A 25,385-nucleotide genomic window follows, 5' to 3' on the forward strand; every position below is an offset into this window, starting at 1 on the left:
CAGAAATGATTCAATATAATAGCAAAATAGAACAGAAGGTTTCACTGCTTCATGCTACAGGCTGGTTTTCTGCGTGCTTATTTATTTTGTTGCTACAAGGCTGCAAACATGATAATCTCACGGTGCCCCAACCTAATGAAAATATACGACCGGCAGCCGATTTTATTCGTAATAATTATGAAATGCGCCTCTTTGATGCAGCGTTGGAGAGAACTGGTCTGAATGTCGAACTAAATGGCAAAGGTCCATTTACAGTTCTCGTTCCAAACGATCTCGCTTTTAATGAGATCGGTGTGTTTCGTCCAACCGATTTTGATCGAATGAATAAGGATAGCTTGCGGAGACTGATTTCTTATCATATTCTCCCGAGGCGACTTTATGTGAGCGATATTCCGAGTAACTCAGTGGATTTTAGGTATGCAACACTGGAAGGTTCCGAATTGTATGCCTCAATCGGTTCTGTCTCACCTGGGGCTACTAATCCCGTGAATATGCTGTTTTTTAGCGGATCGAAAGCGATCCGCAAAGACGTGGTTTTATCCAACGGGGTGTTGCATGTGCTGGATAAGGTTATGAAACCACAATTTGAAAAAAATATTCAGGATTGGCTCAGTGACAAGAAAGACTATACCGTTTTTGTGGCTGGACTGAAGAAATTTGGTCTGTGGGATCAGTTTGCTGGAAAAGGCCCTTTTACAGTATTTGCACCAACAAATGAGGCCCTAGAAAAGAGAGGGATTACGATGGAATTTTTGGATAGTGCTGTTCCACAGAATTACGTCCCTGAGGTATTGTTTGGTGCCTACATCATGTACGATAAACATTTTTTTATATCGGATTCACAGGTTTTTACGATCATTAATTCGAACGGTAATTACAAGTACCACTTGAAAGATAAGGTACATTATATGGAATATTTTGCCAATGAAGTCTATCCGACTTGGAAATTGAGTTATAATATGAGACTCCTGGACAATGATACTTTCTATTCGATTATACTCGCTGATGTAACGTATGCTGTTGGCGCTAAAATGGACTATTTGTGTAGTAATGGTCTGGTACATGATTTAGATCAAGGGCTGGTAAGCCCAGATCAAGCGATAAAAAAAGGAAAAGATGAAAAATAAATCAATAAATGCCGTTTGGTATATGCTGTTGTTATGTACTACTGCTGTGTTTGTACTGCTATCTTGCCAAAAAACTGAGTTCATGCCGGAGCTTGTGGGGGAGGAAGTTCCCTATAAAAACGAAGCTTCACAGGATGTTACGCAACTATTGACAGAGCATAACGAAGCAAAAGTTTTTTTAGCAGCATGGCAGAAAAGTAACATTGTAGCACTGATTAAGGCTGCTGGAGTCAATACAAAAGTGACCGTATTGGCGCCAACCGATAATGCGTTAAAGCAAGTTGGAATAACACTAGAGACTATTCAAAAAATGACTACTGAGGAAGCTGCCGATTTCGTTCAATTTTACAGTTTTTTAGGAGATCTTAACCAAACTAAACTTGGTAAATATAGTCTCATGGTTCGATCGATGTTAAAAAATCAAAATTATCGAGTACCTTTTTATGATAATACCGAGCCAGTCGGCAGACGTTACGACATCTATGCTTATCGTCATTATCTCGCTGTGAAAGATGGCGATTTGCTAGTCAATGGTAAGTCTAAAGGAAAATTAACTTATGAGCCCGCGACAAATGGCGGTATCTATATGTTGGAAAAAGTGATCGAAAAGCCTACTATGACCATATTGGAGGCGCTAATAGCTGACGGAAGGTTTACTTTTTTTGTGGAATCCCAACGTTTATCCGAGGAAATGTTTTATGAAAAAATGTTGGATGATATTGAGCCTCTATGGGGATATCGTATGAGTAAAGAGGAGTTTTTGAGCTATTATCCAGAGGCCAGAGTTTCCTATCAACGAGGATGGGATATCGATAGGGATCCATTTTACAATGAGTTACCTAATCTCAACCTGACAGCCACATTTGCACCAACAGATGATGCCTTTCGAAAAGCAGGGTTTAATAGCGTGGCCGATATTTTAGCTTTTAATGCTAAACGGGGAGATGTAAGATACGACGACTTGTATTTTGAACCACGTGGATCATATCCGACAGATACTTTATTCAGTTTTCATCGCAATTGGGGCAGAGTGTTTGCAACTGAGGATCCTGCTTATGGCATAGCGATGTCCAATAATACAGTCTTTTATAGTAATGATCTGGATCCTGCCTTGTTAAACGATTATTATGTGAATATAGGGGGGAGTAGTCAGGTTCGATACGCTTATAAGATGCCTTTAGCTTTTTCTAAAAATGGAAACCAGATCCAAATGAAAATCAAAGAAGCCGAGCAAGCACCGATCAATATTATTGAGACAGATATCAATACGGTCAATGGACCGATCCACGTTGTTGATAACCTACTGCTTCCAAAAGGATTTAAACTTAAATAAAAGATGAGACGACATAATTTTAGTTATAGCAAGTGTAGCCTATTTTTGCTGACGATCAATCTATTATTTGCTTGTAAAAAGGAAGAAAACACGACGAATTTTGACAATAATAAGGTCAACTTGGTCGTTGCCGATAATTTTAATTTATCGGTATTTAATGCTGCATTGCGCGTCAGTAATATGGATAAAGAGCTGCAAAAGGGCGAAGGTCCCTATACTTTGCTTGTTCCATCCGACAATGCCTTTGGAAAGGCGGGTTATCCAACTGTGGTGAGCATGCTGTCTGAACGCGCAGCAATAGTTTCTAATATCGCTAATTATCACATACTGGATGGAAAATATGAGCTCAATAAGCTTCCTTTTCTGTTTAATCAAGAATTGAAAACACGTCGCGGTAAGGTCTATGCCACACACTGGGTCAAAGGCGCCGATACAGTACTGACACTGAATGGAGCACGTATATTGACACAAAATTTGCCTGCATCTAATGGACTGATTCAAGTGCTCGACCGCGTTATGACTCCCTATGTACATGATAAGATTGTCGATGCTATCAACGCAGATGCGAGTATCAGCATATTTGCTCGTGCTATAAAAAGGACCGGCATTTTATCCGAAAAAACAAATCAGGGAGCCTATACGGTTTTTGCACCGAATAATGCTGCTATGAATCTGCTGGGATTTCAATCCGTGCAGGATGTGGAGCTGGCCAATTTAGACGATCTGAAAAAAATAGTCCGCTATCATATTCTCCATGACCGTCGTTTTGTGTACGACTATATCTTGAGTACGGGTAATACAAATATGTCTAAGCAAACCATGCTAGATGGTAACAGTGTTGATATTATGTTGGTTCCAAATACCAGTTCTCCGGGCTCTTTCAGCGGCATAACACTTCGGGGTTTGGGGAATACAAATGATGTCTTATTACAGAAACAGGATATCCTTACCGGAGATGGGGTACTACATATTGTTGATCAGGGGCTCCGGCTAACACAGTAATAAGAAGATTTATCTAACGAATTAATGAAACATAGCAATGAATAGATATCAAAATGACAGTATATGCATAGGAAGATCAACCATGACTTTCTATCCTATAATGTCAATACTAAAGCTAATTTTACTCTTTTTGTTTCTTTTGCAAGCGCTCAATTCTTTTGCGCAGGAAACTTCGGGTACAATTAACGGAAAGGTGCAAAGTAGCAGTGGAACTCTTGTGGAGAAGGCGACCGTTACTGTGATACACACACCAACAGGGACCCGTTATGTGCAATCGACTGATAAAGATGGACGTTTTACTTTAAATAATATTCGTATTGGCGGTCCATATACAGTTGATGTAAGTAGCATTGGATTACAAACAGAACGTAAAGAAAATATATTTGTGCGTTTGGGAGAAACCTTGCAGACGGACTTTATTATGCAACAGCGTAATGAAACACTTAGTGAGGTCGTTGTGACTGGCCGGAAAGGTGATACAAGGGCTGGGACAGTAGGGACAGGAAATCATTTCAGTGGCGCGCAAGTAAGGAATATGCCTACAGTCAACCGTTCGATTACCGATGTAACTCGGCTTACACCGCAAGGAAGTCGCGATAATAGTTTCGGTGGTACAAACTTTAGGTATAATAATGTCACGATAGACGGTGCCATCAATAATGATGCAATAGGTTTTAGCCCCTCTCTTGGCGGACAAACCGGGACCTCAGGAATGGCGGGGAGCAGTACAAGAACAAACCCCATATCAATAGACGCCATTCAGGATATGCAAGTATATTTGGCACCCTACGATGTCAAGATCGGAAATTTTACAGGCGGTTCGGTCAATGCTGTCACGCGAAGTGGTACAAACCAAGTTGAAGGTTCGGTTTACGCCTATGGGCGGAATGCCGCGTTAACGGGTAAGGACCGCGTGGGAACTTTGGGGAAAATGAATAAAGATTTTTATGATTATCAAACAGGTTTCCGAATAGGGTTTCCTTTGATAAAAGATAAATTATTCTTTTTCAGTAATGAGGAGTTTACCAGGCGCCAAGATCCTACGCAGTTGCGTGTTGGGACTATCGAAACAGCTCATATTTTGGAGCAGCGCGATGTAGAAGCAATAGCCGAAGCCGCTCGTTCACGCTATGGTGATATTTTTAATATTGGAACCGCAGGTAATTATACAAATTGGTCCCGGTCAACCAAGTTTTTCAATCGTTTAGACTGGAATATAAATGCCAAACATCAGTTGGCAATCCGTAACAATACAATCTTTAGTAAGGCAACTCATATGGATCGGGATCAACAGGATTTTCGGTTCAGTAGTATGGCCTTTGAACAAGAGAACAACCAAACAAGTACCGTTGCAGAATTGAAAAGTAGATTTAGTAATAATCTTTCTTCCAATATTGTGTTGGGATATACACAGGTAAATGATCGACGCGACCCTTTAAGTGATCCTTCCTTACCTCAGGTACAGATACAAGGGCGTACACCGGGCACAACAATTTATCTTGGAACTGATCGTGAAGCTAGTATATTTAACATGCGACAAGGTACCTGGGAGATTACGGCCAATCTAAATTGGACAAAAGGCAGGCATAAATTGTTATTTGGAACACATAATGAGCTTTATCGCATTCGGTATGGGTTTGTTAACAGCTGGAATGGCCGGGTTGATTACAATAGTATTGCAGATTTCGTCGCGAATGTTCCGTATCGCGTAAGAGGAAGTTACAACTATAAGGATAATTCACACTCTTACATTTTGGATCATCCCGCGGCTAACTTCTCTGTTGATATGTATAGTTTCTACATTCAGGATGAAATCCGTATAAATGATCGTTTCCAAATCATACCTGGACTCCGTGCGGATGTGGCAGCTTTGCCAACAATGCCGACACGAAGTGATAAAGTCAATGACATGTGGTCTGACCCCACTTTTGGTACAACCTACACCTATACACCGCCGAATCGGTTAAGAAATGAGTTTCTAAATAGGATACAGTTGTCTCCGAGAATTGGCTTTCGATGGGAGGCAATGGACAATAAACAACTGACTGTCCGGGGTGGTGCCGGTTTGTTTACAGGGCGTATACCATTTGCTTGGCTGGCTTATGCATACTATAATACGGGGAACAGTTACGGCGCTTTCGATCAAAAAGCAGATCAGAAACCATTTGCACCTGGGTCTGACCCTATAAAGCCAAGTCCGAATGGAATAGGTGAGTTTATAGCGCAGAATGGCGCTGTCATTAATGATCCAAGTACCGGAAAAACGCAGGTTGATCTGGTCGATAACAATTTTGTACTGCCGCAGGTGCTGCGGTCTAGCTTGGGTATAGATTACAAGGTTGAAAGCTGGAAATTTACGGTTGAAGGTATTTATACAAAGAATATTAAAGATGTTCTATTTCAGCAGCTGAACAACAAGGATAACCCATTATGGTATGGATATGACGTCAATAAACAACAACCTGTTTATAGCGGTAATGTGGATAATCGTTTCTCGAATGTATATCTTCTGAGTAATACCAATCAAGGCTACCGCTACAGTATAACAGGGACCATTGGAAAAACGATCAAAGAAAAAATGAATGCTACACTGAGTTATACCTATGGAGAATCAAAGGATTTAAGTAATGGCGTACGTAATTCTATGGAAAGTAACTGGCAACTGAATCAGTCACTTATTCCTAATAATCCAAAGTTAGCTTACAGTAATTTCGATATCCGTCACCGTATCGTTTCGAGTATAAATTACGAACAAATTTGGCGTAATGCAGGACGTACGAATTTTACCTTGTATATCAGTGCGCAATCTGGAAGTCCATTTACCTATGGTATCGTCAATAATAGCATACAAGGCTTGCCACAACAAGTAAGTTTGGTTTATATTCCAAGACAGACAGAAACAATTCATTACTTTAAAGATCTTGCAAATGGTCTTTCTGCTCAGCAGCAAGCAGATGCTTTTAATCGGTTCATTGATGGTAATGATTATCTGAGCTCTCGTAGAGGAGATTTTACAGAGCGTAATATGGGACGTACGCCATGGAATGTACAGGCAGATCTACGAATTGCACATGATCTCTTTCTTCAGAAGTCAAAGAAACAATTTATAACATTTTCGGTGGATGTTATGAACTTGACTAATCTAATCTCCAAGAAATGGGGTATTCAATATTTTTCGCCCAATACATTTAATTCGACGAGTAGTGTGGGGCTTACCCCATCATTATTTCCGCCGAGGCAAAATGCTGATAGTTGGCCCGTATTTACCTTTAGTGATCCTGGGCAGCCTTATAGCATCGATTATTTTAACTCAAGAGCACAAATACAATGTGGGGTTCGATATACATTCTAATTTGGTCATTTGGGAAAAACCTAAAAGGATAGCGGATATATAGTTATAAGAATTTATTCCAATGAAAAATACAATTAATCTAGTCATCATATCTATATGGATGGCTATTGCGACGATCAGTTGCAGTAAAAAGGAAGAATTGGTCGATAAAATTCCGGCTAAAGTGGATAGTTATTACCCTAATTCTGGTAAAGCTGGCACACTAGTTACGATTGAAGGACAGGGCTTCAGCGGGGCAATTACAGAATTTTCTGCAACAGTTGCAGGGGGGGCAGCAGAGGTCATTAGCGCTACTTCAACATCGGTTGTTTTACGTGTGCCAAAAGGGGACAAAAGTGGCGGAATTGTCTTGAAGTATGGAAGTAATAGTTTTGATGTCGGTACGTATACCTATCAAGATCTTTCAGTCTCAAAAATTTTTCCGACAAATGGTACAGGAGGCACCCAGCTACGGATTGATGGGGAGGGGTTTGGTAGTACAGATAAACCTGCAGAAGTCTATGTTAATGGCAAAAAAGCTTTGGTTGTGAGTGTTACAGATAAATTAATCGTTGCAGAAATTCCCGAAGATGCAGGGTATGGTGCTGTAGAAGTTCGTGTGGATGGTAAAAAGTCTCAAGGACAGAATTTTACTTATCAGGTGGTCCGCAGTATTAAACCATTAACAGGTGGGGCTGGAACCAAAGTTACCCTAATGGGTGAAGGCTTCGAAAAAGTCAGTTCGGGGAATATCGTTGATTTCAATGGAAAGATCGCGGTCGTATTGGAGTCTAGTCCTGAAAAAATTGTGGTAGTGGCTCCAGCTGGTGTCAGTACAGGACTTTTATCCGTGAATATCAATGAACAGAAGATTTCGGGTCCGAAATTTACGGTTGTAGGCAAGCCTGAAATCGGCGCAGTCTCTCCTTTGAGTGGCCCAAAAGGGGCTGAAATGACAATAAGCGGGCTATTATTTAGTAAAGAACTTGACGAAAATCAGGTTTTTATAAATGGGAAGCAAGTTGCTATTTCTTCAAGTAGTGAAAATCAGCTGAAGTTGATCATTCCTGGCGGAACTGGATCTGGAAAGGTAAGGGTTGTAGTCAACGATCAATCCGTGGAAGGACCACAGTTTAAAGATCAGACGCTTGGTATTCGTTCTATAAGTCCGGACAATGGTTTGGCGGGAACAAGTGTAACGTTATTGGGCACTGGATTTAGTACAAATGCTGCCGAAAATAGGGTTTATTTCAACGGTGTTTTGGCCCCTGTGACAGGTGCTAGTGAGAATAAGTTGGTTATAGAAGCACCACAGGGTGTTGCAACAGGCGAGGTAAAGGTAATCGTTGGCGGTCAGGATGCTTTAGCACCGCAACCGTTCCGTCGCGCAGGTGTAATGACATTCGTAGGGGGGCCAGGAAGTACGGTATTCGGCAATAACCTAGCTGGAATGGCGATAGATGCGCAGGGAAATTTATATGTCGCAGATCCAGAGAATAAACAAGTTAAAAAGGTATCTCCGACTGGAAGTGTATCTATTTTGCAGGTAGATGGTGCCAATGCTGTATTCGACTATCCTACAGGAATAGTTGTTGACACGCAAAATAATATTTATGTCAGCGATCAGCGATCAAATCAGATTTTTAAAATTACAGCTGCGGGCAAACGCACTATACACGCAAAAGGATTTTCTCCGGGTGCAATGTGTTTAGATCTGTCAGGGAATTTATATGTGGCAGTAGCTGGTTTTGCGCAGGGAATAAACAAAGTCAACCTGGCTGGAGGTTATACTAAGGTACCTGGACCTAGTTGGGTAATGGCAAAGCCCTTTGTAGATAGTCAAGGAGTTTTGTATTATTCGGATCAGAATACGAGCAGCAATAACGGGATTGAAATTGTAAGACCGGGTGTTACACGTGGGGAACGTTGGGTAGGAGGTTCGGATGCAGGTTATCAAGATGGGATTGGAACGAACACATATTTCAACGGAATAGGCGGTATCACAGCAGGATTAAATAACAGATTGATTGTTGCTGATAACTACAACTATGCTATTCGGGAGGTCAATATGTCAACACGGGAAGTGACTACTTTGATAAAGGGAACGAATGGATATGTGGATGGAACTTTGTCTACAGCGCGGTTTGGTCTAATAAAAGACATAGTCGTAGATAAAGATGGTAATATCTATCTTCTGGATGTTGGTAATAAAGCTATTCGGAAACTGTTTCTGAAATAATAACTATACAAATCCCCGATGCAACCGTATTGTTTTTTAGGAGACCCTCTCTTTGAAAATAATGCAGAGTATATGTCGGGGATTTAGCTATTCTAGCAAATTGACAATGATTAAAGTGTATTATTCGCAAGTAAAAAGTCTCCGTAGAAATCGGGGATATTGCTGTCGTAAATTGCATTTGCGACAGCTGTTATTGGGTAGTTTACTTTAACGATCTCGGCATTAATTTCTTTTTCAGATAAGGTTATTATTGTGTAAGTTGCTTTTCTGTCTTTTTCTTTACTACGTCCGACGGAACCACAATTGATAAACAAGACATCTCCATCCTGTTGAATATAAGAATGGTGTGTATGTCCCATCACCAGAATATCGATTGCTTTTTGCTTTAATTGAGTTGATAGAGCACATTTTTGGGTTGATTCATGGATGTATTCGTCATTGCTTTGGAGGCTGGCATGGACAAGAAGTATTTTCCTAAAACTCGTTCCAAGTTTGAAGGTTAGTTCAATGGTGTAGGGTAATGTTGCTAGCCATTTTTTATGAGGGGCCGATATCTCCATCTTACTTAGCTTGATGGCGATTTCTCGATTTGAAGTCTCTATTACATCATGGTGTGGTAAAGGGATAATGGCTTCGTCAAAAGCAATTCTTTGGTCATGGTTTCCCAGTAGACATGGAATGTTTTTTTCTTGTATTCTGTCAATGACTTCATTGCCCCAGGGAGCGAAATCAACAAGATCACCTAAGCAGTAAATTTGTGTTAATCCTTTATTTTTGATATCTGTTAATACCGCATCCAATGCAATTAAATTGGCATGAATGTCACTTATTATGGCAAGTTGTATCATATTCTTATGCTACAAACATAATCATTCGGATAGTCAGTCAACGTACACTTTAAGAGGTAAAGAAGAAAATGATAATAGCATTATAATTTTTATTCTAAAAGAGGAGGAACTGGATGGGATTGGTGAAGAAATACTGTTAAATAAGCACATATCGAATAGCCTCAGATATGTGCTTATTTAAGTGATACGTTACTAAAGATTCATCCCGCCCGATACTTCAATGCGTTGTCCGTTGATCCATCTTGCATCTTCTGTACAAAGGAAGGCCACCACTCCACCGATATCATCGGGTACACCAGCACGTCCTAAAGCTGTAACAGCTGCAATATGCGCATTTGTTTCTTTGTTATCCCGCACATGCCCGCCACCAAAATCAGTCTCGATTGCGCCAGGAGCAACGACGTTTGCTGCAATACCTCGAGGACCGAGTTCTTTGGCAAGATACCTCGTGAGTACCTCGATTGCCCCTTTCATCGAGCCATAGGCAGATGATCCCGGAAATGCAAAACGGGCGAGGCCAGAGGAAATATTGATAATACGTCCGCCATCATTCAAATAGGGAAGAGCTTTCTGCGTGAGAAAAAATACCCCTTTATAATGGATATTATAAACTGTATCAAATTGTTCTTCTGTGGTTTCTATAAAGGGTGCATATAAGGCAGTGCCCGCATTATTGATCAAAAAATCAAAATTAGACTTTCCCGTTTGTTGTAGCAAATGTTGCGTAACCCGTTCAATAAAGCCATTAAAGGACTGCACATTTCCTGCATCCAATTGGAATGCAGCTGCATGTTGCCCTAAAGATTGTATCGTAGCAACCACATGATCCGCTTCCTCCTGATTGCTATTGTAGGTTAAAATGATATCGATTCCTTTTTTTGCAAGGCTAACAGCCATGTTTCTACCTAAACCACGGCTTCCGCCTGTTACCAATGCTATTTTGTTTGTAGCCATTTTAATTTGTTTTAAAGATTCAATAGCACAAAGATCCGCCGAAAAGTTGAGCCTTTCCTTGCGAAATGCAAATGGATGTTTGCGAAATTCAAATTATAACGTTTGGGAACGAAAAATGTTTGGGGCAAAGCTGGTTTGCTTTTTGAAAAAATTGGAAAAATGGGCGATCTCCTCAAAGCCAAGTGAATAAGCAATCTCAGATATATTCCAATCGGTTTGTCGCAGTAAAATTTTTGCTTCCTGTGTGACTCTGGCTGCGATGACATGGCTGGTTGTTTTTCCAGTATTTTCCTTTAAAATTTTATTCAGGTGGTTGACATGTATGGCCAGTCGTTCCGCAAAATCATTAGCTGTTCGTAGTTGTAGGCGTTGCATCGGAGATTCAAGTGGAAATTGTCTTTCTAGCAATTCTACAAATAATGAAGTAATCCTATTGGAGGCGTTGTGTGTAGGATTTGTTATACTTTTGGGTTGCAGCTTTTGGCCATAATGGACGATTTCAAGCACATAATTTCGCAACAGATCGTATTTAAAAACGTAATCTGAAGATAGCTCTTTATTCATTTTTAGGAAGATTCCCTCTATTTCAATGCGTTGTTCTTCTGATAGTTGGAAAATCGGAAGGCCGCCTGGTTGAAAGATCGGCAAATCATCTATGATCACACCACTTTTATTCCTTGCCAGAAATTCATCGGTGAAAACGCAAAAATAACCTTTTTGATGCTCATCTTTCGGTATCCAATGGTAAGGAACCTTAGGAGTAGCAAATACAAGTGCCGATTCATCGATTTCGATTACTTTGTCGGCATATTCGGCCGTGTTTTTTCCTGTGATTAAACTGATTTTATAATACGTTCGCTTATTGTAGGGCATGATCGGTTTATCTTTCAACTTAGCGGCAAGTTCCTCATAACTGAACACATTAAAATGACCAATCTCTCTTGCGATCTCTTTTGGGATACTCGCATTGATCTCCCGATAAAATTGTTCGATGGAAGTTGTTTTCATTTAAGCCCTATTTGCAATAATCAAATTTAGTGCTTTTAGATTACATTCGGTAACACTGTACTTTTTTTGAGATTTTGCTATTCTCATTTTAATGTAAATTGCAAAATTATATTTTGCACAATATAAATCCTTGCCATACATTTGTACAAACAAAACAAATTAAAATATGAAAACGTTATATAACATCGGTGCGACAGCCAAGGGAGGACGAAATGGTCAGGTAAAAAGCGAAAATGGTGTATTGGATTTAGCTGTTCGTATGCCAAAAGGTCTAGGAGGGGCCAATGATGATTATGCCAATCCAGAGATGCTTTTTGCGGCTGGTTATGCGGCATGTTTTGATAGTGCCTTGAATTTAGTGATTAGATCAGAAAAAGTAAAAGCGGGCGAAACTTCGGTAACAGCCCATGTGAGTATCGGACAATTGGATAATGGTGGTTTTGGTTTGGCAGCAGAATTACATGCAAATATACCTGGTGTAAGCCTGGAATTAGCGCAACAATTGATTGAAAAAGCACATCAAGTTTGTCCCTACTCAAATGCAACAAGGGGTAATATGGATGTCAAATTGACGGTATCAACTAACGAATAATATATGAATTATATTGCCAACGTGCTTACAGCACTCGTACTTTTAGAACATGTATACATTGTATGGATGGAAATGTTTGCTTGGGAAACTGCAGGAAAACGTAGTTTTGGAAAGGCTCTTCCGGCAGAATTATTTAAGCCAACGAAGGGGCTTGCTGCAAATCAAGGGCTCTACAATGGCTTTCTGGTTGCAGGTTTAGCCTGGTCTTTTTTAATCAATGACCCCATCTGGAGTTACAATGTATGCCTGTTCTTTTTAGGATGTGTCCTTGTTGCCGGTATTTTTGGCGGAATTACAGCGAGCAAAAAGATATTTTTTGTACAAGGAGTTCCTGCATTGTTGGCGTTGTTATCCGTTATTCTCTTAAAATAAAACTATAATTATATGTCATTAATAGAAGATTTACAATGGCGTCATGCTGTGAAAGCATACGACCCGACAAAAAAAGTTAGTCAGGAAAATGTAGATAAAATCGTTGAGGCTGCACGCTTTGCACCTACTTCTTCGGGTTTACAGCCATTTAAGATATTGATTGTTGAAAATCAGGCATTGAAAGAAGAACTGGCAAAAGGAGCACTAAATCCAGACTGTATGCGTGAATGTTCACATGTGCTTGTTTTCGCTGCCTGGGATCGTTATACGGAAGAACGTATTGATAAAGTTTATGATTTTACAACGGATGAGCGGGATTTGCCAAGGGGACGCTTTGGTTCTTATACGGACAAGTTGAAATCTATTTATTTGAGTGAAGCTGCCGAAAGAAATTTTGCACATACTGCAAGACAAACTTACATTGCTTTAGGTTTGGCGTTGGCTCAGGCAGCTGAACTTCGTGTCGATTCCACACCCGCCGAGGGTTTTGATAACCAAGTCGTGGATGAGGTTCTACAATTAGAAAAGCATGGACTAAAAAGCGTTTCATTGATGTATGTTGGCGTGGCGGACTCTTCGAGAGATTGGATTTCGACGATGAAGAAGGTTCGGGTTCCTAAGGAAGAGTTTGTTGTTGAATTCAAATAAACCGCAAACAACTTTTTCAATCCCTCAGAAACTCAATATATTTGCAAGATGGATGATTTATTAAAATTAGACAAACAACTCTGTTTTTCCGTGTATGTGCTACATAGAGAAATTATGCAGCAATATCGAACTATTCTTGAAGAGATTGACTTGACCTATCCACAGTATATCACGATGATGGCTTTATGGGAGAATGATGAGCAGACAGTAAATCAATTGGGGGCTAAGTTATTTCTAGATAATGGAACGCTTACACCACTATTGAAGCGCTTGGAGGCTAAAGTTTTGCTTACACGAACAAGAAGCAAAGAAGATGAACGCGTCGTGAAGATACAGCTTACAGCACAAGGATTGCAATTGAAGGAAAAGGCGAGCTGTATTCCCATGCAGATTTTTGAAGCCCTTAAGCTCGACTATACTGATATGGTTCAGCTTAAAGCTTTGGCAGAAAAAATCGTGGATAATGTTGGGAATAGCTAGTTTTTATACGATATGAAATCAAAAAAGGATTAAATACACCTGCCTGTATTTAATCCTTTTTTTGTGCTATGGATTGTCTTGAGCGATACATGTTCTCGTTCCTTTTATTATACATCATATTAGCATATTTCGGATTTTTTCATACGACTGTAATGTGGAGATTCGTGGTATGGAAAATATCATTCAAAAGATAGAAGATCTAAATTGGCCTTTGATTACAGAAGAGATGCATAAGCATGGTTATGTGGTTATACCAAACCTGTTGACAGCTTTACAATGCGATCTATTAAAAAAAGGGTATAGCGATTCGACGCTCTACCGTAAAACTGTCGTTATGGAAAGGCATCTATTCGGATTAGGGGAGTATAAATATTTTGACTACCCTCTACCTGAGTTGATTCAAACGATTCGATCTCAACTTTATCCCTATCTTACCGTCATTGCTAATGCCTGGTTTCGTGCGCTGAAAATCGATATATCATTTTCATTGAAACATGAAGACCTTTTGACGGATTGCCGTTTGAAAGGACAAGAAAAAGCAACAGTATTGATTTTGAAATATGGTCAAGGAGGTTTCAATACGCTACATAAAGACTTGTATGGAGCGGTTTACTTTCCGATGCAGGTGGTTTTGATGTTAAATGAGCCAGGAGTCGATTTTATGGGCGGAGAATTTGTATTAACACAACAAGTTCCGAGGGCTCAATCAAAGGCAATTGTTTTGAAACCTAAAAAAGGTGATCTCGTTTTATTCGCAACAAATTTTAGGCCTGAGAAAGGACGAACGGGTTATTTTAGGGTTAATATGAAACATGGGGTGAGTGAAGTCACAGCCGGTGAACGCCATGCGTTGGGTATTATTTTTCATGATGCCGAGAAATAAATCCCACACAATGGAATGGCATAAAAATATTACAGATGCTTCATTGCGCGCCAAGATTCGAGCGGGAGAAATTCACTTTGGTGGCAATGAAAAGCTAAAAATTTATGGATTGCTTTGCTGTATTTCGGGAAAACGGATGAAGCGGGAGAACAGGGTCTTTTTTTCCACTGAGCAAGAAGCGCTAAAACATCAATATCGCCCTTGTGGGCACTGCTTAAAAGCGAACTATGTTGAATGGAAGGAAGAAAATAAAAGATTTGATAAAGTGTAGTTCGCATTAAGTTTGATTATATAGAGAATCTAAGTAAATCAAATTTGGAAAAAGCATCTTATGTCAAATTCCTTGTATATTGTTGAATTTTGTGTTTATCTTGAGACGGGATTAATTATCGTAGATCAAAAGAAAAATGCGTTTATATTCGATTGCTGTTTATTTTATTTTTTCGACTCTGCTGTTGATAAGCTGTGAAGAGGGGAGGCGAGATACTAAAGTATTGAGTTATATGGCTCATAGTGAACGTGACAGTGCCCGTTTGAATCTTAATCTTTTTGAGAGCCGTTTTCATGGTAAATTGTTCTTTTATAGACCTGGAGGTGAGATTGATTCGGGAGACATTCGCGGCAATATCCAAAAAGACACTTTACTTGGGGACTATTATTATACGCCATTTGGCTGGGGACAGAAAAAAAGAAGACCCTTTGCTTTATTAAAAAAAGGGTCTCTGTATATTTTAGGTACAGGTACGGAGCAAGTGTATATGGGAATTCCACATTATATACCTTCAACCATCAATTTCCAAGACCCAAAGTTTATCTTTGAGAAAGTTAATCACTAGCCTCTTATCATCTAAATTAGGCGTCTACAGTATATTTTTTAATCGAATATATTGTAGTAGCATAATGGTTTTTCCATCTATGATTTCACCTGTATCAATCATATGTAGTGCTTCTTCAATATTGATTTCTAGAATTTCAATATGCTCTTCCTCTTCTTCTAAACCACCGCCGTCACCAACTTTCATGTTATTGGTGTATTCTGCTATAAAAAAATGTAGAATTTCAGTTACAGAACCTGGAGACATATAAGCTTCAAAGATCTTTTTTGCTTCCTTGATCTGATAGCCTGTTTCTTCTTCTGTTTCCCTTCGTATACAGTCGTGGGGAGAATCTTGATCAAGTAGACCTGCACAAGCTTCGATAAGCATGCCTGACTCATTCCCGTTGATGTAAGTTGGTATTCGAAATTGTCTTGTTAATATGACTGTTTGAGCACTGGTATTATAGAGTAAAATGACGGCTCCATTGCCACGATCATAAGCTTCTCGACTTTGTTGCTGTACCGTCCCATCGGGTTTGCTGTATTGATAAGTCACTTTTTTTAAAGTGTACCAGTTGTCTGATAGAATTTCAGTTTTTACAATTTTAATATCTTTTATTGCCATTTTTAGCGCGTTAAAGTCAAAAGATAAAAATAAGAATTGCAATCCAAACTAAGCAGGAAAAACTAAGAGAAGCTTTGATGTAAGTCGCGATTCTCCATGGTGCTACCCAGCGTAGTCGAAGCGGGATAAAAAGTAGGATAAAACCCATTGATAAACTAACAGGTATAATCCAAAAGAAATCAATTGGTACAATCCGACTGTGGCGAAGTAGCGTAACAACCAACGCAGTAACTAGCGTCAAAGACAGGCCCAAATTTGAAATCATTTTTTCTTTCTCAGGACGGTCGTTACTGGAACCTTGGCCAAAGATGAAAAGAGTTGTGTCCACTACAAGGTTTATAAGCTCAGAAATCATTGATAATGGTATTTTTATGTAAAAATAACAAGTTTTTGTCGCGCAAATGGACTTGCTGTTGATTTTTAACGAAGAAGTATTGACGCAAAATATACGAAGTATTGGTGAATCTCAGTCCGTTCTAAATTGTTTTGGATTCAGACCTGTGTGTTGTTTGAAGAAATTAGAGAAGTAAGGGGAGTCAACGAAACCAAGTTTGAACGAAATTTCTTTGATAGATAAGTCGGTTGCTTTTAACAATCGTTTTGCTTCCAAGATAGTTCGTTGTTGAATGAGCTGGCTCGGAGATACTTCGAGCTTCTGGCGACATATTTTAGTAAGGTGTGGGGTGGAAATATTAAGTTGTTTCGCATAGAAAGATACCGACTTCTCATGCTGAAAATGGATGTCAATTAACTCTTGCAACTTTAAAAGACGTGGATTGGAGTCATTATTTTGTTCATTTTGTACTATTTTCTGTACCTCTTTGCTTAATATCGATGCGACGACAGCTGTGCGAGAGTAGATAATTGCAGGAACGCAATTGTGATCTTCAAGTTCTTTTCTTATTGCATTAAATTCATAATAAAGCAGAGCAAATGTTTCGCTAGAGAGTGAGATAACATGAGTACGTTGATAGTAAGCAAATGAAAAATGGAAATTGGGCGAAAATTTCTCGAAGTGTTCCCTATCGACCATCAATTGGAAACCAGTTGTATTGGCCCCTAATTTCCAACTATGAACTTGCTTTGGAAACAGGATATGGATTTGATGACGATCAATATGGTAATCTTTAAAATCAATCGTATGAACACCTTCTGCCTGGTCAAAAAGTACCAATAAAAAAAAATGATGCTGGTGTGGACGCGATATATGATGTTCACCACGTAATTCCGAGTATAAATATCCTTGATTACCCGCAAGCTGGTCTTTTCTAAATTCTTGAATATCTATTGTTGGAAATAACTCCATCGAAATGATTTTGAACCTAAATATAACTATTTTATTTTAAACCATCTTCCAATACCTGTTTGCTGATGGTGAATTCACGATAACCAAAGGCTCCGGATTTATAACCAATTACAGCACCAAATTCAATGTTTTTTGAGGAAGATGTCTTTGGAAATACAGAAGAGCGGTATACATTGGCCGCAGCTAAAGGTTTTTCGAAGACACGAAAGTGTATGCCATCCTTTGAATAGGCGAGATAATTCATATCTGAGGTAAATCGGTCTACGTTTCCAATTGCCAGACATAAAAAATAATATCCATCAATATAGGAACCTTGCAGATGCCAAGTCGAATATCCCTTGTTGAATTCTAGCCAAGGTTTATTCATAAATTCAACTTTTTTACAGTCGCGATATGCTGTAAAATCTAATCCATTTGTAGAAATGCGCGATAGGATATTGGTCATAATTGGTGCTTTGTAGCTAGGCATGAAATCCACTTCGTAACTGGTCGTTAGGTTTGTCGAATTTCTCACAAATGTTGGTGAAAGGATGTGGTTATCTTGGAAAGACGTTGGTTCATTACTATTATACACGAGTTCCAGCGGTGTCCAGTCAATCCCATTTTTTGATGTTTGTCTTACAATCACACGTTCAGCTTCTTCATTTAATTTTTTATTGTTGTTTGCGCTTTTGGCACCCCATTTTTTTAAAATTTTGCTTGAGAAAAAGCAACCTCTATAATATAGTTCGAATTCCTCACCGTTGAAATTCCAGTCTACATCGGACCAGTAACCTTGATTGGGGCTGCCATCCTTTTGGATGAAAGAATCTTCTAGTGCCGGACGTCGTTGAATAGGATTTATTAATCCTGCCGGAGTGATCCATTCTCTTCCATCATTAGAAACTACCACAGTCGGATTTTCATAGAGCGATGCGGTACGGTCTGACCCGATTATGCCAAAATATGGCGTAAATACCATCCAATATTTGTATCCTTTAAAACCGGTAGGGAAATATTCAACATCTGGGTGGCAATAACTCGCACTATTGCCAGAGATATCGCGTATCCAGCCTGGCAGCTCTTCGCCGGGTTGGTTTGCATTGGCAGTTGTATTGATTTTTATTGAACCGAGGTCGCTTGTGAAACCTGTAGGTATGGGTAATTTATCTTTTTCAATGACTTCTGGATCCTGTGGTATAATTCCTGGATGAATATCTCTTTTACAACCAATAAATAATAAAAGTCCCAAAAAGAAATAGGTAATTCTTTTAAATGACATATAGATCAATAAAAATAAAATATGAATGATAATCCCTTACGGTTTTACTTTTCCTGTTAATCTTAGCTAAATGATAGCAAAAATGATTTATTTTTTTTATTTCTCAAAATCAATTTAATAAAATACTTTATATGTTGTAAATATTTGGTTTTCTGATTTATAAGTGTCTTTTTGACTTGTGTTGATGAAGGCTGTTCCCGGCTTTATCCCCCTGTTTGATCCATCAGTTGGTAAAGGCCTGATTGCGTAGTTTCACTGACTTTGGTCGCCAATCGTTTTCAGCATGAAATAACGGTTGCGTAAGGATGTCTCATTATTTGGGGCTCGTTAGATGAAATAAACTAGTGGATAATGTGCCTAATTAGCTTGCTGTTCAGATTTTGGACGATTCACCAAGCTTTCAATGCTTAAGTTAAATTTATTTTGTTTGGCAACGCGAAATTCTTTTTCAATTAATGACATGATAACAAGCTAGAAATCTATAAATTGCTTTGAGGTTCAACTTAATATTTTGCTGGATAACCTATATTTTTTTTGATGCTGGCGAGGACTTTCTTGTAGTATTTTGTTTTATCGGTTTCGTCAATAACAACAATTTCAACATCGTTTGCTTGAAGTAATTGCATTTTATCTTTGGAGAGCGCGTACCATTTTTTTGTTGTATAATAGAAGAGTTTATTTTCAATAAAGGTACTTCGTCTATAAAACTTATTTCTGGCGCGGTAGGTTAGCAACCACCAAAGGTCTATTTCTACAAAATCAAGCGATAGGCCTAGGATATGGATATCCTTTGTAAAAAATAAATCAATCCATGATTGGAGTTTAGTATCCTTTTTTCGACTTAGTCTTTTAATTAGTGCAGCCTTGTAGACTGTTTGCGAATTATAATTTGTCCCATTAACGACATAATCCCTCATTTTTTGCAATTGACCACAGTAATGTTCATAACCGAGGTTAATGGAAGAGGGATTTAGGCAATCGCCGTGGATGTGCCAATAGTTCGTGTTGCCGATTTGGTGTTTACGAAATACACTGTAAGTTGTTTCACGGATAAGGCCAGCATTTGCTGTTGCGGTTTCTCCTTCTAAACTGAATTCATAGTTAGTTGTGATGATATTTTCGATCGAGAGATCCCGAATTAATTGGTGGATTTCATTTTGATTGATTTGAGAGACACAATCCGATATATAGCTTTTAAGTTCTCTTTCATTAATATGCTTTTCTCGAATTGCGTTAAGGAATATTTCCTCATACAACATAGGGAATGGTTTTTGTCCATTTTCCAATGAGCTAACTTTATACTTTTCTTTGATGTTGTGTAGCAAATCACTCCAGCTTATCCCTGGTGAAATATTATTAATGTCGTTTCCGACTAATAAAGCAAACTTGTTCATTGTATTGTAAATCAAGATTTACGTTTGTAAAGTTAAATGAAGATGTCAATCGATCGCATCTTTGGATATAACATTTAATCGATTGAATTTAGATTTCTTCCATACGAATTTAATAAAAAATCGAAGGATTTTGTACATGACCACAGCGATGAATGGGTTCTTAATCTCATTATATGCTGCATGGAAACAATGTGATGTAAATTGAAACTTCTGTGAAAAATGACTACGTCATTGCGATGGATGGATCAGTCAAATATGTTGGTTTTATTCGTCAAAAAAGGCTAGGCGAACCAACTTCCTAGCCTTCACGGTATAACTCATCCTATGCTATAACAAACAAATAACAAAGGAATACAGGAAATGTTTGATGTCTCTTCAAGGATGGTCTGTTGTGATATGGCTTGACAATGATATCACGGTCTTGGCAACATATTCCCATAAATTTTAGTAATATTTTGTTATGTTATTCTCTGCTTTTGCGAGTGCTATGAAGAGCAAGTCCTGTTAAGCTCGCTTTTGGTGTATACGTACATCGATGAAAATTTTGCACAATATTCGGTATCTGTAACCTACCGCTTACATCCAGCTAATAGTGCGCTTCACTGCGCAGGATCACGCTTAACTTTGTATAAAATAGAAGCTAAATAACTCGTAATAAAGTGTGTTTCCCTTCTCTCAATACAAGTTTTTTAGTGTAAGAACAGATTAATTCATAAAAAATCGTGATATGGAAATTAAAGAAAACAAACTTATCGGTGTTTCTTATAGAGAAACACCAAACAAAGGTGGGATTATTAAACCCGTTTATATTATTATGCATTACGACGGTGCATCCAATGCTACAAGTGCAATTGATTGGATGACCGATTCCCGGAGCAGGGTTTCCGCTCATCTTCATATTAGTCGTGATGGTATCATAACGCAATTGGCGCTTTTTAATACAAAATGTTGGCATGCAGGCCTTAGTACTTGGGCCGGTCAAAAAGATTTGAATAACTGTAGCATTGGAATCGAATTGCAAAATAAAGGGATGGAGAGTTACACTGAAAAGCAGATCAATGCGGCGATAGCAGTATGTAAAGCAATTATCCGTAATTATCCGATTCGAGAGATTTTAGGGCATTCGGATATTGCACCTGGAAGAAAGGAGGATCCAGGGGTACAATTTCCCTGGGAAAAATTTAAACCGTTAACAAAAGGAAATTATAATGGAATTACTTGAGATTTTAGAGAAATTGATTATCCCTGTAGCGACAGCTGTAGGGGGGTATCTTGTTGGAAGGCCTAAGCAGCAAGCCGAGGTGGAGGCGACAAATGTTGAGAATGCCGGAAAGGTAATTGAAAAATGGGAAGGCTATGCAAATAGGTTAGAAAAAGATATTGAGCATTTACGGACGATCATTGAAGATCTTAATGAAGGGTTGCATTTGGCAAATGATGAACGTATGTCTTGTGCTAAGACTTTAGCGGATTTGCAGGTAAAATATGATGATCTTATGAAACTTTATAATAGGCTACAGATTGAATTAAAGCGCGTTAAAAATGAAAAATACACTACAGATAATCGCAATGCTGCTACTAGTTAGCAGCTGCGGTTTGTTTAAAAAGGTTGAGAAAACCAATGCATCACAAGAGTTTGGCATCAAAGAAAAAAATACAGAGTCTGCTACTATAGCACAGAAGACAGGACATATACAAGTTGTTGGATTAGCTAAAGAGGCTTTGGTAACAGATGAATATGTGATGCAAGTTGAAGGTGAGGGGATTCAGATTATGCAGGATGGCGTTGTTCAGCTACATAAGGGGAAAGTCTATGCGAAAAAGGAACATTATTCTGAAAAGCTGCAGCTTGAAAGAAGGTTAAATACCAATTGGAAAGATCACAAAGCAAAAAGTAGTCAGCAAATTGAAACGAAAACGGAGCTAACTAAAGAACAATCAAAAGAGGTTGCAAAACCAGCAGTGTCAAGTCTTCTTTATTTTTTAATGGGGTGCAGTATATTGGTCGGCTTGATTATTTGGTGGATAAATAAACGTAAGTTGATCAGAATTTGGTAGTTACCCATTAAAAAGATCGTTACCATTATATTTTAGTAAAATTCAGTAAATAACACGAAATAGTCCTTGAGTATAAAATTCAAGGACTATTTTGTAGAGCTGGATACAGTTGCTGAATGAGCAGAGCTGCTGTGATTGTATAAAATAATATTAATCCCCATCGAAATGCCGGTCAATAAGGTAATAATTGGCAATCTGTTTAATCTCTTTTTTGAAATCACGATAGAGGTCAAATTGATTGCAAGCACAGATGATAGATTTCTGTAATGTGTCATTGTTTATTTTTAAGTAAGGACCAAGTTCCTTGTATATGCTACTTTTTACTTTTGTTTTCAGATTATTTAATTTTTCCGGCTGAAAGATACGTAGAACAACGGCGATAGCTTTGTAACGATGCTGTATGTCCTTGTAATTGATATATTCTCCCATAATTTGCTGAGAAGGAATGCCCACAAATTGACAATAACAGTCAATTACTTGGCTGATTTTGGAAAGATCAGATTCATAGATCTTATCGATGGATTTTAGTATCTCGGGATGATTTTCTTTTAAGAAACTCATGATGAATGAATAATATAATGTGTTCATACGTTGTGAACGATTTTTGTCGGTTACTATACTGCTTTCCTCTTTTCGTAAAATATTGCTGGTTTTTTGTAGTTGATAATAATCCACTGTGTATACAGTGGGTTGTCTGAGTTGTTGTGACATGAGCTGTTCCATTTTCTTTTATCTTTAAGTATGAACTGATTTTCGTCTCGCAAATTGCAAATCCTACGAATAGCTGATCTGCTTACTGCCCGGCTTATCTATTCTAGGGGTCTATATTTTTTTTATTGTTTAACAAAGTTAAACAAATTTGTTAATCTTGCAAGTTTATTAAAACCTAATTTTTACTTTTTATATGAAATTGTAAACTTATTTGTTTAACTGTAATATATTGATAATTAGATTATTATTGTTTTATTTTGATTGTCTATTTGTTTAGGTTTAATAAGTTGTGTAACTTAGTGTCAGATTGTTATATATTTGTGTAACATTTGTTAAATACCCGATCGACTATGAAAACTTATCCAAATAATAACTTTGAAGTTTTACGCTTGGAGATGCGCGTTACTAACCGTGAATTCGCGTCTTTACTAGGGGTACGCGAGCAGGTGTACTCGCGTATTAAAAAAGGAGAGTATCCTATTGGACTTACGATGAAAACACGTATTCAAGCGGCTTTTCCTCATGTTCAGTATGACTGGTTGCTGTATGGAAAAGGTGAAAGAATGGAGGTAGCTCCTTTAGTGCAACCCGACACGATCGCCATGCTTAGTATTGGTAATGGTAAGTCAATAGGATATTTTTCGGAGGACGTCAAGTTTATTGACGAAAATAAGAATAATATATTTTTTGAAGTTTCCCCAGGACGATATTTGATGCAGACAAAACTTGTCACAGAGAAAGCTAAAGCCGGGTATCTTTCTGGCTTTTCTGATGCTGAATATATGGACGATTTACCGGCACATTTTATTACAGTCACTGAGTTTCATAAAGGTGCCTATCGTTCTTTTGAAGTTAGTGGTGATAGTATGACCGATGGAACAGACGCAAGTGTATTGGATAGCGATATTGTGACGGGACGTTTGATTAAAAGAGAGTTATGGCAATCAAAATTTCATACCCACAAATATCGGTATTGGGTTGTTGTACATAAATATGAAGGAGTTATTATTAAAGAAATTGCTCATCATGATGTCAATAACGGAATTCTTACCCTTCGTTCGCTAAATGCTGATAAAACAAGGTACCCAGATTTTGAGGTAAGTTTGGATGATGTTGACCAAATTTTTAATGTTGTAGATATCAGCCGTTCGCTTTAGGAATAGCCTAGCTCAGATTAATTTCGTTTTGACAGTTCATCTTTTCACACCAAAGTTAATAGGTGGACCTTTTTGTTTCAGCTATATGTGCGATAAATTAACCCAATCACACGCTGTTAAGCTGAAAGTTCTCAGTATTAAGTCACTAGGGTTATGCTAAAAAATATAGAAACAAAAACTAATTATATTAGTTTTTGTTTCTATATTTGGCTATAAATTGAACGTATGCGGACATGTTGTTGCTTGCTGCCTTGGCGCTCTTAGTATATATTTAACGTTAAGAAGGCTGATAACGTGACGAGAATATTGGTTGCTCATTATTCAGGCATGTCCGTGGCGTTCAATTGAAATAATAGGTACATGTGCTTAGGTTATCAGAACGGGGTTGAGGCATTTTCGAATAAACCAACTATTTACTGAGTTGTACCTATGGACTTGCCATTTACTAATCATCATATGTTTATTTTTGAAGCCAGGTGTTGAAATCTGGCTTTTTTATTTCTTATGCAATCAATTGTTGTCAGTTTTAATCTTTTACAAAGCTTACATCAGTTATTTTATAGGAAAAATTATCTTTTTCCCGTTCATTTTCAGGTTTTTCCATCTCATTGTAGTGTACTGTTCCCGTCATCTTGAATGTTGTATGAGAATCTAGGTTGATTTTTTCTCCCTTATCGTCAAATACATAAAAGTTCTTAAGCGTATAATTTTTCTGGTCTTCGGGAATTTCAAATAAAACATTGTTTTTTTCTGTCCCTACAGGTAATATAACGCTGAATGCAGTGAATTTTTCAGAACTAAATGCATGGGATTTAACTACGAAATTCATGGCCATAGTTTTTGATTTTCCTGATGAGAATGTAAAAGAAGGCGCATCAAATTCACCTGTTAACGTGATGGTTTTGTTTTGATTGTCATAGTTTGATTCGATCGCTTTTACCGTATCGACAGAACTGCCATTGCAAGATGTGAACAACACGATGCCGGAACATACCAACAGTGATGTTGAAATTAAGTGTTTTGGTTTCATGGGAAAAATTTCATTAATTGTAAAGACTATTTTTATTGATAGACAACTTCTGCTTATTTATGTTTTGGTAATCTATCGAAGATTTTTTGGAATCTTCGATATACCTGCCTTCATGCTGATTTACACTCACATTCAATAACATCCGTCGATCAATTTTTATAAAAGTAAGGTATTGAGGAAGAGGTTTTAGCACTTGATTTAAATTCGGG

Annotated in this window: 25 protein-coding genes; 16 read left to right on the plus strand and 9 right to left on the minus strand. The window is 38.2% G+C overall.

The features are described from left to right. Positions 1–5: 5 nt before the first annotated feature. From BGP15_RS00500 to BGP15_RS00520, 5 genes are all read left to right on the plus strand, one after another. Positions 6–1,127, plus strand: coding sequence for a fasciclin domain-containing protein (locus BGP15_RS00500; RefSeq protein ID WP_286768411.1), 1,122 nt, complete (start codon positions 6–8; stop codon positions 1,125–1,127). Further along, on the plus strand, positions 1,117–2,460 hold the full coding sequence (locus tag BGP15_RS00505) for a fasciclin domain-containing protein (RefSeq protein ID WP_286768412.1): 1,344 nt from the start codon (positions 1,117–1,119) through the stop codon (positions 2,458–2,460). Before BGP15_RS00500 ends, BGP15_RS00505 begins: the two co-directional genes overlap by 11 nt. 3 nt (positions 2,461–2,463) lie before the next feature. Then, the gene (locus BGP15_RS00510; RefSeq protein ID WP_286768413.1) at positions 2,464–3,462 is read left to right on the plus strand and encodes a fasciclin domain-containing protein; all 999 of its coding nucleotides are present in this window, start codon (positions 2,464–2,466) and stop codon (positions 3,460–3,462) included. A gap of 100 nt (positions 3,463–3,562) precedes the next feature. Further along, positions 3,563–6,814 carry a TonB-dependent receptor gene (locus BGP15_RS00515; protein ID WP_312745637.1) on the plus strand — a complete coding sequence of 1,084 codons (3,252 nt, stop codon included), beginning with the start codon at positions 3,563–3,565 and terminating at the stop codon, positions 6,812–6,814. Between the two features lie 61 nt (positions 6,815–6,875). Then, positions 6,876–9,032 (plus strand): IPT/TIG domain-containing protein, encoded by a 2,157-nt coding sequence (locus tag BGP15_RS00520; RefSeq protein WP_286768415.1) that lies wholly within the window; start codon positions 6,876–6,878, stop codon positions 9,030–9,032. A gap of 110 nt (positions 9,033–9,142) precedes the next feature. Here BGP15_RS00520 and BGP15_RS00525 read toward each other — a convergent pair whose 3' ends face one another. The 3 genes from BGP15_RS00525 to BGP15_RS00535 all read right to left on the minus strand — a co-directional run bounded on the left by BGP15_RS00525 (position 9,143) and on the right by BGP15_RS00535 (position 11,842). After that, positions 9,143–9,880 carry a metallophosphoesterase family protein gene (locus BGP15_RS00525; protein WP_286768416.1) on the minus strand — a complete coding sequence of 246 codons (738 nt, stop codon included), beginning with the start codon at positions 9,878–9,880 and terminating at the stop codon, positions 9,143–9,145. Between the two features lie 192 nt (positions 9,881–10,072). Then, positions 10,073–10,834 (minus strand): SDR family NAD(P)-dependent oxidoreductase, encoded by a 762-nt coding sequence (locus tag BGP15_RS00530; RefSeq protein ID WP_046671712.1) that lies wholly within the window; start codon positions 10,832–10,834, stop codon positions 10,073–10,075. 93 nt (positions 10,835–10,927) lie between these two features. After that, positions 10,928–11,842 (minus strand): helix-turn-helix domain-containing protein, encoded by a 915-nt coding sequence (locus BGP15_RS00535; protein WP_070565164.1) that lies wholly within the window; start codon positions 11,840–11,842, stop codon positions 10,928–10,930. A gap of 166 nt (positions 11,843–12,008) precedes the next feature. On the opposite strand from BGP15_RS00535, the gene BGP15_RS00540 reads away from it, so the two are divergent. The 7 genes from BGP15_RS00540 (at position 12,009) to BGP15_RS00570 (ending at position 15,653) form a co-directional block, all read left to right on the plus strand. Next, positions 12,009–12,434, plus strand: coding sequence for an organic hydroperoxide resistance protein (locus BGP15_RS00540; RefSeq protein WP_046671710.1), 426 nt, complete (start codon positions 12,009–12,011; stop codon positions 12,432–12,434). A 3-nt stretch (positions 12,435–12,437) separates the two neighbouring features. Beyond that, entirely contained in the window at positions 12,438–12,806 is a 369-nt protein-coding gene (locus BGP15_RS00545; protein WP_286768417.1) for a DUF1304 domain-containing protein, read from the plus strand. Positions 12,807–12,818: 12 nt separating this feature from the next. Further along, on the plus strand, positions 12,819–13,454 hold the full coding sequence (locus BGP15_RS00550) for a nitroreductase family protein (protein ID WP_046671708.1): 636 nt from the start codon (positions 12,819–12,821) through the stop codon (positions 13,452–13,454). A gap of 48 nt (positions 13,455–13,502) precedes the next feature. Beyond that, entirely contained in the window at positions 13,503–13,934 is a 432-nt protein-coding gene (locus BGP15_RS00555) for a MarR family winged helix-turn-helix transcriptional regulator (protein WP_112373596.1), read from the plus strand. Between the two features lie 169 nt (positions 13,935–14,103). Continuing rightward, a complete protein-coding gene (locus BGP15_RS00560; protein ID WP_286768418.1) occupies positions 14,104–14,817 on the plus strand; it encodes a 2OG-Fe(II) oxygenase in 714 nt (237 codons plus the stop codon). Positions 14,818–14,827: 10 nt separating this feature from the next. Continuing rightward, on the plus strand, positions 14,828–15,088 hold the full coding sequence (locus tag BGP15_RS00565; RefSeq protein ID WP_112373595.1) for an Ada metal-binding domain-containing protein: 261 nt from the start codon (positions 14,828–14,830) through the stop codon (positions 15,086–15,088). A 232-nt stretch (positions 15,089–15,320) separates the two neighbouring features. After that, on the plus strand, positions 15,321–15,653 hold the full coding sequence (locus BGP15_RS00570; protein WP_286768419.1) for a hypothetical protein: 333 nt from the start codon (positions 15,321–15,323) through the stop codon (positions 15,651–15,653). A 24-nt stretch (positions 15,654–15,677) separates the two neighbouring features. On the opposite strand, the gene nudK is transcribed toward BGP15_RS00570, so the two are convergent. From nudK to BGP15_RS00590, 4 genes are all read right to left on the minus strand, one after another. Then, positions 15,678–16,259 carry a GDP-mannose pyrophosphatase NudK gene (gene nudK / locus BGP15_RS00575; RefSeq protein ID WP_115049759.1) on the minus strand — a complete coding sequence of 194 codons (582 nt, stop codon included), beginning with the start codon at positions 16,257–16,259 and terminating at the stop codon, positions 15,678–15,680. A 466-nt stretch (positions 16,260–16,725) separates the two neighbouring features. After that, positions 16,726–17,565, minus strand: coding sequence for a helix-turn-helix domain-containing protein (locus BGP15_RS00580; RefSeq protein WP_286768420.1), 840 nt, complete (start codon positions 17,563–17,565; stop codon positions 16,726–16,728). Between the two features lie 31 nt (positions 17,566–17,596). Beyond that, positions 17,597–18,826, minus strand: coding sequence for a hypothetical protein (locus BGP15_RS00585; RefSeq protein ID WP_286768421.1), 1,230 nt, complete (start codon positions 18,824–18,826; stop codon positions 17,597–17,599). 503 nt (positions 18,827–19,329) lie between these two features. Next, a complete protein-coding gene (locus BGP15_RS00590; RefSeq protein WP_286768422.1) occupies positions 19,330–20,220 on the minus strand; it encodes an SIR2 family protein in 891 nt (296 codons plus the stop codon). 727 nt (positions 20,221–20,947) lie between these two features. Here BGP15_RS00590 and BGP15_RS00595 point away from each other — a divergent pair. Genes BGP15_RS00595 through BGP15_RS00605 form a run of 3 tightly spaced genes read left to right on the plus strand, consistent with a single transcriptional unit; the run spans position 20,948 to position 22,278 of the window. After that, positions 20,948–21,442 (plus strand): N-acetylmuramoyl-L-alanine amidase, encoded by a 495-nt coding sequence (locus tag BGP15_RS00595; protein ID WP_286768423.1) that lies wholly within the window; start codon positions 20,948–20,950, stop codon positions 21,440–21,442. Next, entirely contained in the window at positions 21,429–21,806 is a 378-nt protein-coding gene (locus BGP15_RS00600) for a hypothetical protein (RefSeq protein WP_286768424.1), read from the plus strand. Before BGP15_RS00595 ends, BGP15_RS00600 begins: the two co-directional genes overlap by 14 nt. Then, positions 21,763–22,278 carry a hypothetical protein gene (locus BGP15_RS00605; protein WP_115049766.1) on the plus strand — a complete coding sequence of 172 codons (516 nt, stop codon included), beginning with the start codon at positions 21,763–21,765 and terminating at the stop codon, positions 22,276–22,278. The genes BGP15_RS00600 and BGP15_RS00605 overlap by 44 nt, the downstream gene beginning before the upstream one ends. A gap of 150 nt (positions 22,279–22,428) precedes the next feature. Here the strand turns inward: BGP15_RS00605 and BGP15_RS00610 are convergent, their stop codons facing one another. Continuing rightward, positions 22,429–23,001: a hypothetical protein gene (locus BGP15_RS00610; protein ID WP_286768425.1), complete on the minus strand. Its 573-nt coding sequence runs from the start codon at positions 22,999–23,001 to the stop codon at positions 22,429–22,431. Positions 23,002–23,339: 338 nt separating this feature from the next. Here BGP15_RS00610 and BGP15_RS00615 point away from each other — a divergent pair, with 338 nt between their 5' ends. Beyond that, positions 23,340–24,146: a hypothetical protein gene (locus BGP15_RS00615; protein WP_286768426.1), complete on the plus strand. Its 807-nt coding sequence runs from the start codon at positions 23,340–23,342 to the stop codon at positions 24,144–24,146. 526 nt (positions 24,147–24,672) lie between these two features. On the opposite strand, the gene BGP15_RS00620 is transcribed toward BGP15_RS00615, so the two are convergent. Further along, a complete protein-coding gene (locus BGP15_RS00620) occupies positions 24,673–25,176 on the minus strand; it encodes a hypothetical protein (RefSeq protein WP_286767663.1) in 504 nt (167 codons plus the stop codon). Positions 25,177–25,385: the final 209 nt, after the last annotated feature.

Origin of the sequence: Sphingobacterium sp. 40-24 (assembly GCF_001899705.1) — a bacterium.
In the GTDB taxonomy this organism is placed as follows: domain Bacteria; phylum Bacteroidota; class Bacteroidia; order Sphingobacteriales; family Sphingobacteriaceae; genus Sphingobacterium; species Sphingobacterium multivorum.

What these genes read in the sequence shown, in the direction of transcription:
- BGP15_RS00615 (WP_286768426.1), top strand. Translation starts at nt 23,340, where the DNA reads ATGAAAACTTATCCAAATAATAACTTTGAAGTTTTACGCTTGGAGATG.
- BGP15_RS00585 (WP_286768421.1), bottom strand. Translation starts at nt 18,826, where the DNA reads ATGTCATTTAAAAGAATTACCTATTTCTTTTTGGGACTTTTATTATTT.
- BGP15_RS00620 (WP_286767663.1), bottom strand. Translation starts at nt 25,176, where the DNA reads ATGAAACCAAAACACTTAATTTCAACATCACTGTTGGTATGTTCCGGC.
- BGP15_RS00510 (WP_286768413.1), top strand. Translation starts at nt 2,464, where the DNA reads ATGAGACGACATAATTTTAGTTATAGCAAGTGTAGCCTATTTTTGCTG.
- BGP15_RS00505 (WP_286768412.1), top strand. Translation starts at nt 1,117, where the DNA reads ATGAAAAATAAATCAATAAATGCCGTTTGGTATATGCTGTTGTTATGT.
- BGP15_RS00565 (WP_112373595.1), top strand. Translation starts at nt 14,828, where the DNA reads ATGGAATGGCATAAAAATATTACAGATGCTTCATTGCGCGCCAAGATT.
- BGP15_RS00550 (WP_046671708.1), top strand. Translation starts at nt 12,819, where the DNA reads ATGTCATTAATAGAAGATTTACAATGGCGTCATGCTGTGAAAGCATAC.
- BGP15_RS00600 (WP_286768424.1), top strand. Translation starts at nt 21,429, where the DNA reads ATGGAATTACTTGAGATTTTAGAGAAATTGATTATCCCTGTAGCGACA.
- BGP15_RS00540 (WP_046671710.1), top strand. Translation starts at nt 12,009, where the DNA reads ATGAAAACGTTATATAACATCGGTGCGACAGCCAAGGGAGGACGAAAT.
- BGP15_RS00500 (WP_286768411.1), top strand. Translation starts at nt 6, where the DNA reads ATGATTCAATATAATAGCAAAATAGAACAGAAGGTTTCACTGCTTCAT.
- BGP15_RS00525 (WP_286768416.1), bottom strand. Translation starts at nt 9,880, where the DNA reads ATGATACAACTTGCCATAATAAGTGACATTCATGCCAATTTAATTGCA.
- nudK (WP_115049759.1), bottom strand. Translation starts at nt 16,259, where the DNA reads ATGGCAATAAAAGATATTAAAATTGTAAAAACTGAAATTCTATCAGAC.
- BGP15_RS00555 (WP_112373596.1), top strand. Translation starts at nt 13,503, where the DNA reads ATGGATGATTTATTAAAATTAGACAAACAACTCTGTTTTTCCGTGTAT.
- BGP15_RS00545 (WP_286768417.1), top strand. Translation starts at nt 12,438, where the DNA reads ATGAATTATATTGCCAACGTGCTTACAGCACTCGTACTTTTAGAACAT.
- BGP15_RS00530 (WP_046671712.1), bottom strand. Translation starts at nt 10,834, where the DNA reads ATGGCTACAAACAAAATAGCATTGGTAACAGGCGGAAGCCGTGGTTTA.
- BGP15_RS00595 (WP_286768423.1), top strand. Translation starts at nt 20,948, where the DNA reads ATGGAAATTAAAGAAAACAAACTTATCGGTGTTTCTTATAGAGAAACA.
- BGP15_RS00515 (WP_312745637.1), top strand. Translation starts at nt 3,563, where the DNA reads ATGTCAATACTAAAGCTAATTTTACTCTTTTTGTTTCTTTTGCAAGCG.
- BGP15_RS00560 (WP_286768418.1), top strand. Translation starts at nt 14,104, where the DNA reads ATGGAAAATATCATTCAAAAGATAGAAGATCTAAATTGGCCTTTGATT.
- BGP15_RS00605 (WP_115049766.1), top strand. Translation starts at nt 21,763, where the DNA reads ATGAAAAATACACTACAGATAATCGCAATGCTGCTACTAGTTAGCAGC.
- BGP15_RS00590 (WP_286768422.1), bottom strand. Translation starts at nt 20,220, where the DNA reads ATGAACAAGTTTGCTTTATTAGTCGGAAACGACATTAATAATATTTCA.
- BGP15_RS00580 (WP_286768420.1), bottom strand. Translation starts at nt 17,565, where the DNA reads ATGGAGTTATTTCCAACAATAGATATTCAAGAATTTAGAAAAGACCAG.
- BGP15_RS00520 (WP_286768415.1), top strand. Translation starts at nt 6,876, where the DNA reads ATGAAAAATACAATTAATCTAGTCATCATATCTATATGGATGGCTATT.
- BGP15_RS00610 (WP_286768425.1), bottom strand. Translation starts at nt 23,001, where the DNA reads ATGGAACAGCTCATGTCACAACAACTCAGACAACCCACTGTATACACA.
- BGP15_RS00570 (WP_286768419.1), top strand. Translation starts at nt 15,321, where the DNA reads ATGGCTCATAGTGAACGTGACAGTGCCCGTTTGAATCTTAATCTTTTT.
- BGP15_RS00535 (WP_070565164.1), bottom strand. Translation starts at nt 11,842, where the DNA reads ATGAAAACAACTTCCATCGAACAATTTTATCGGGAGATCAATGCGAGT.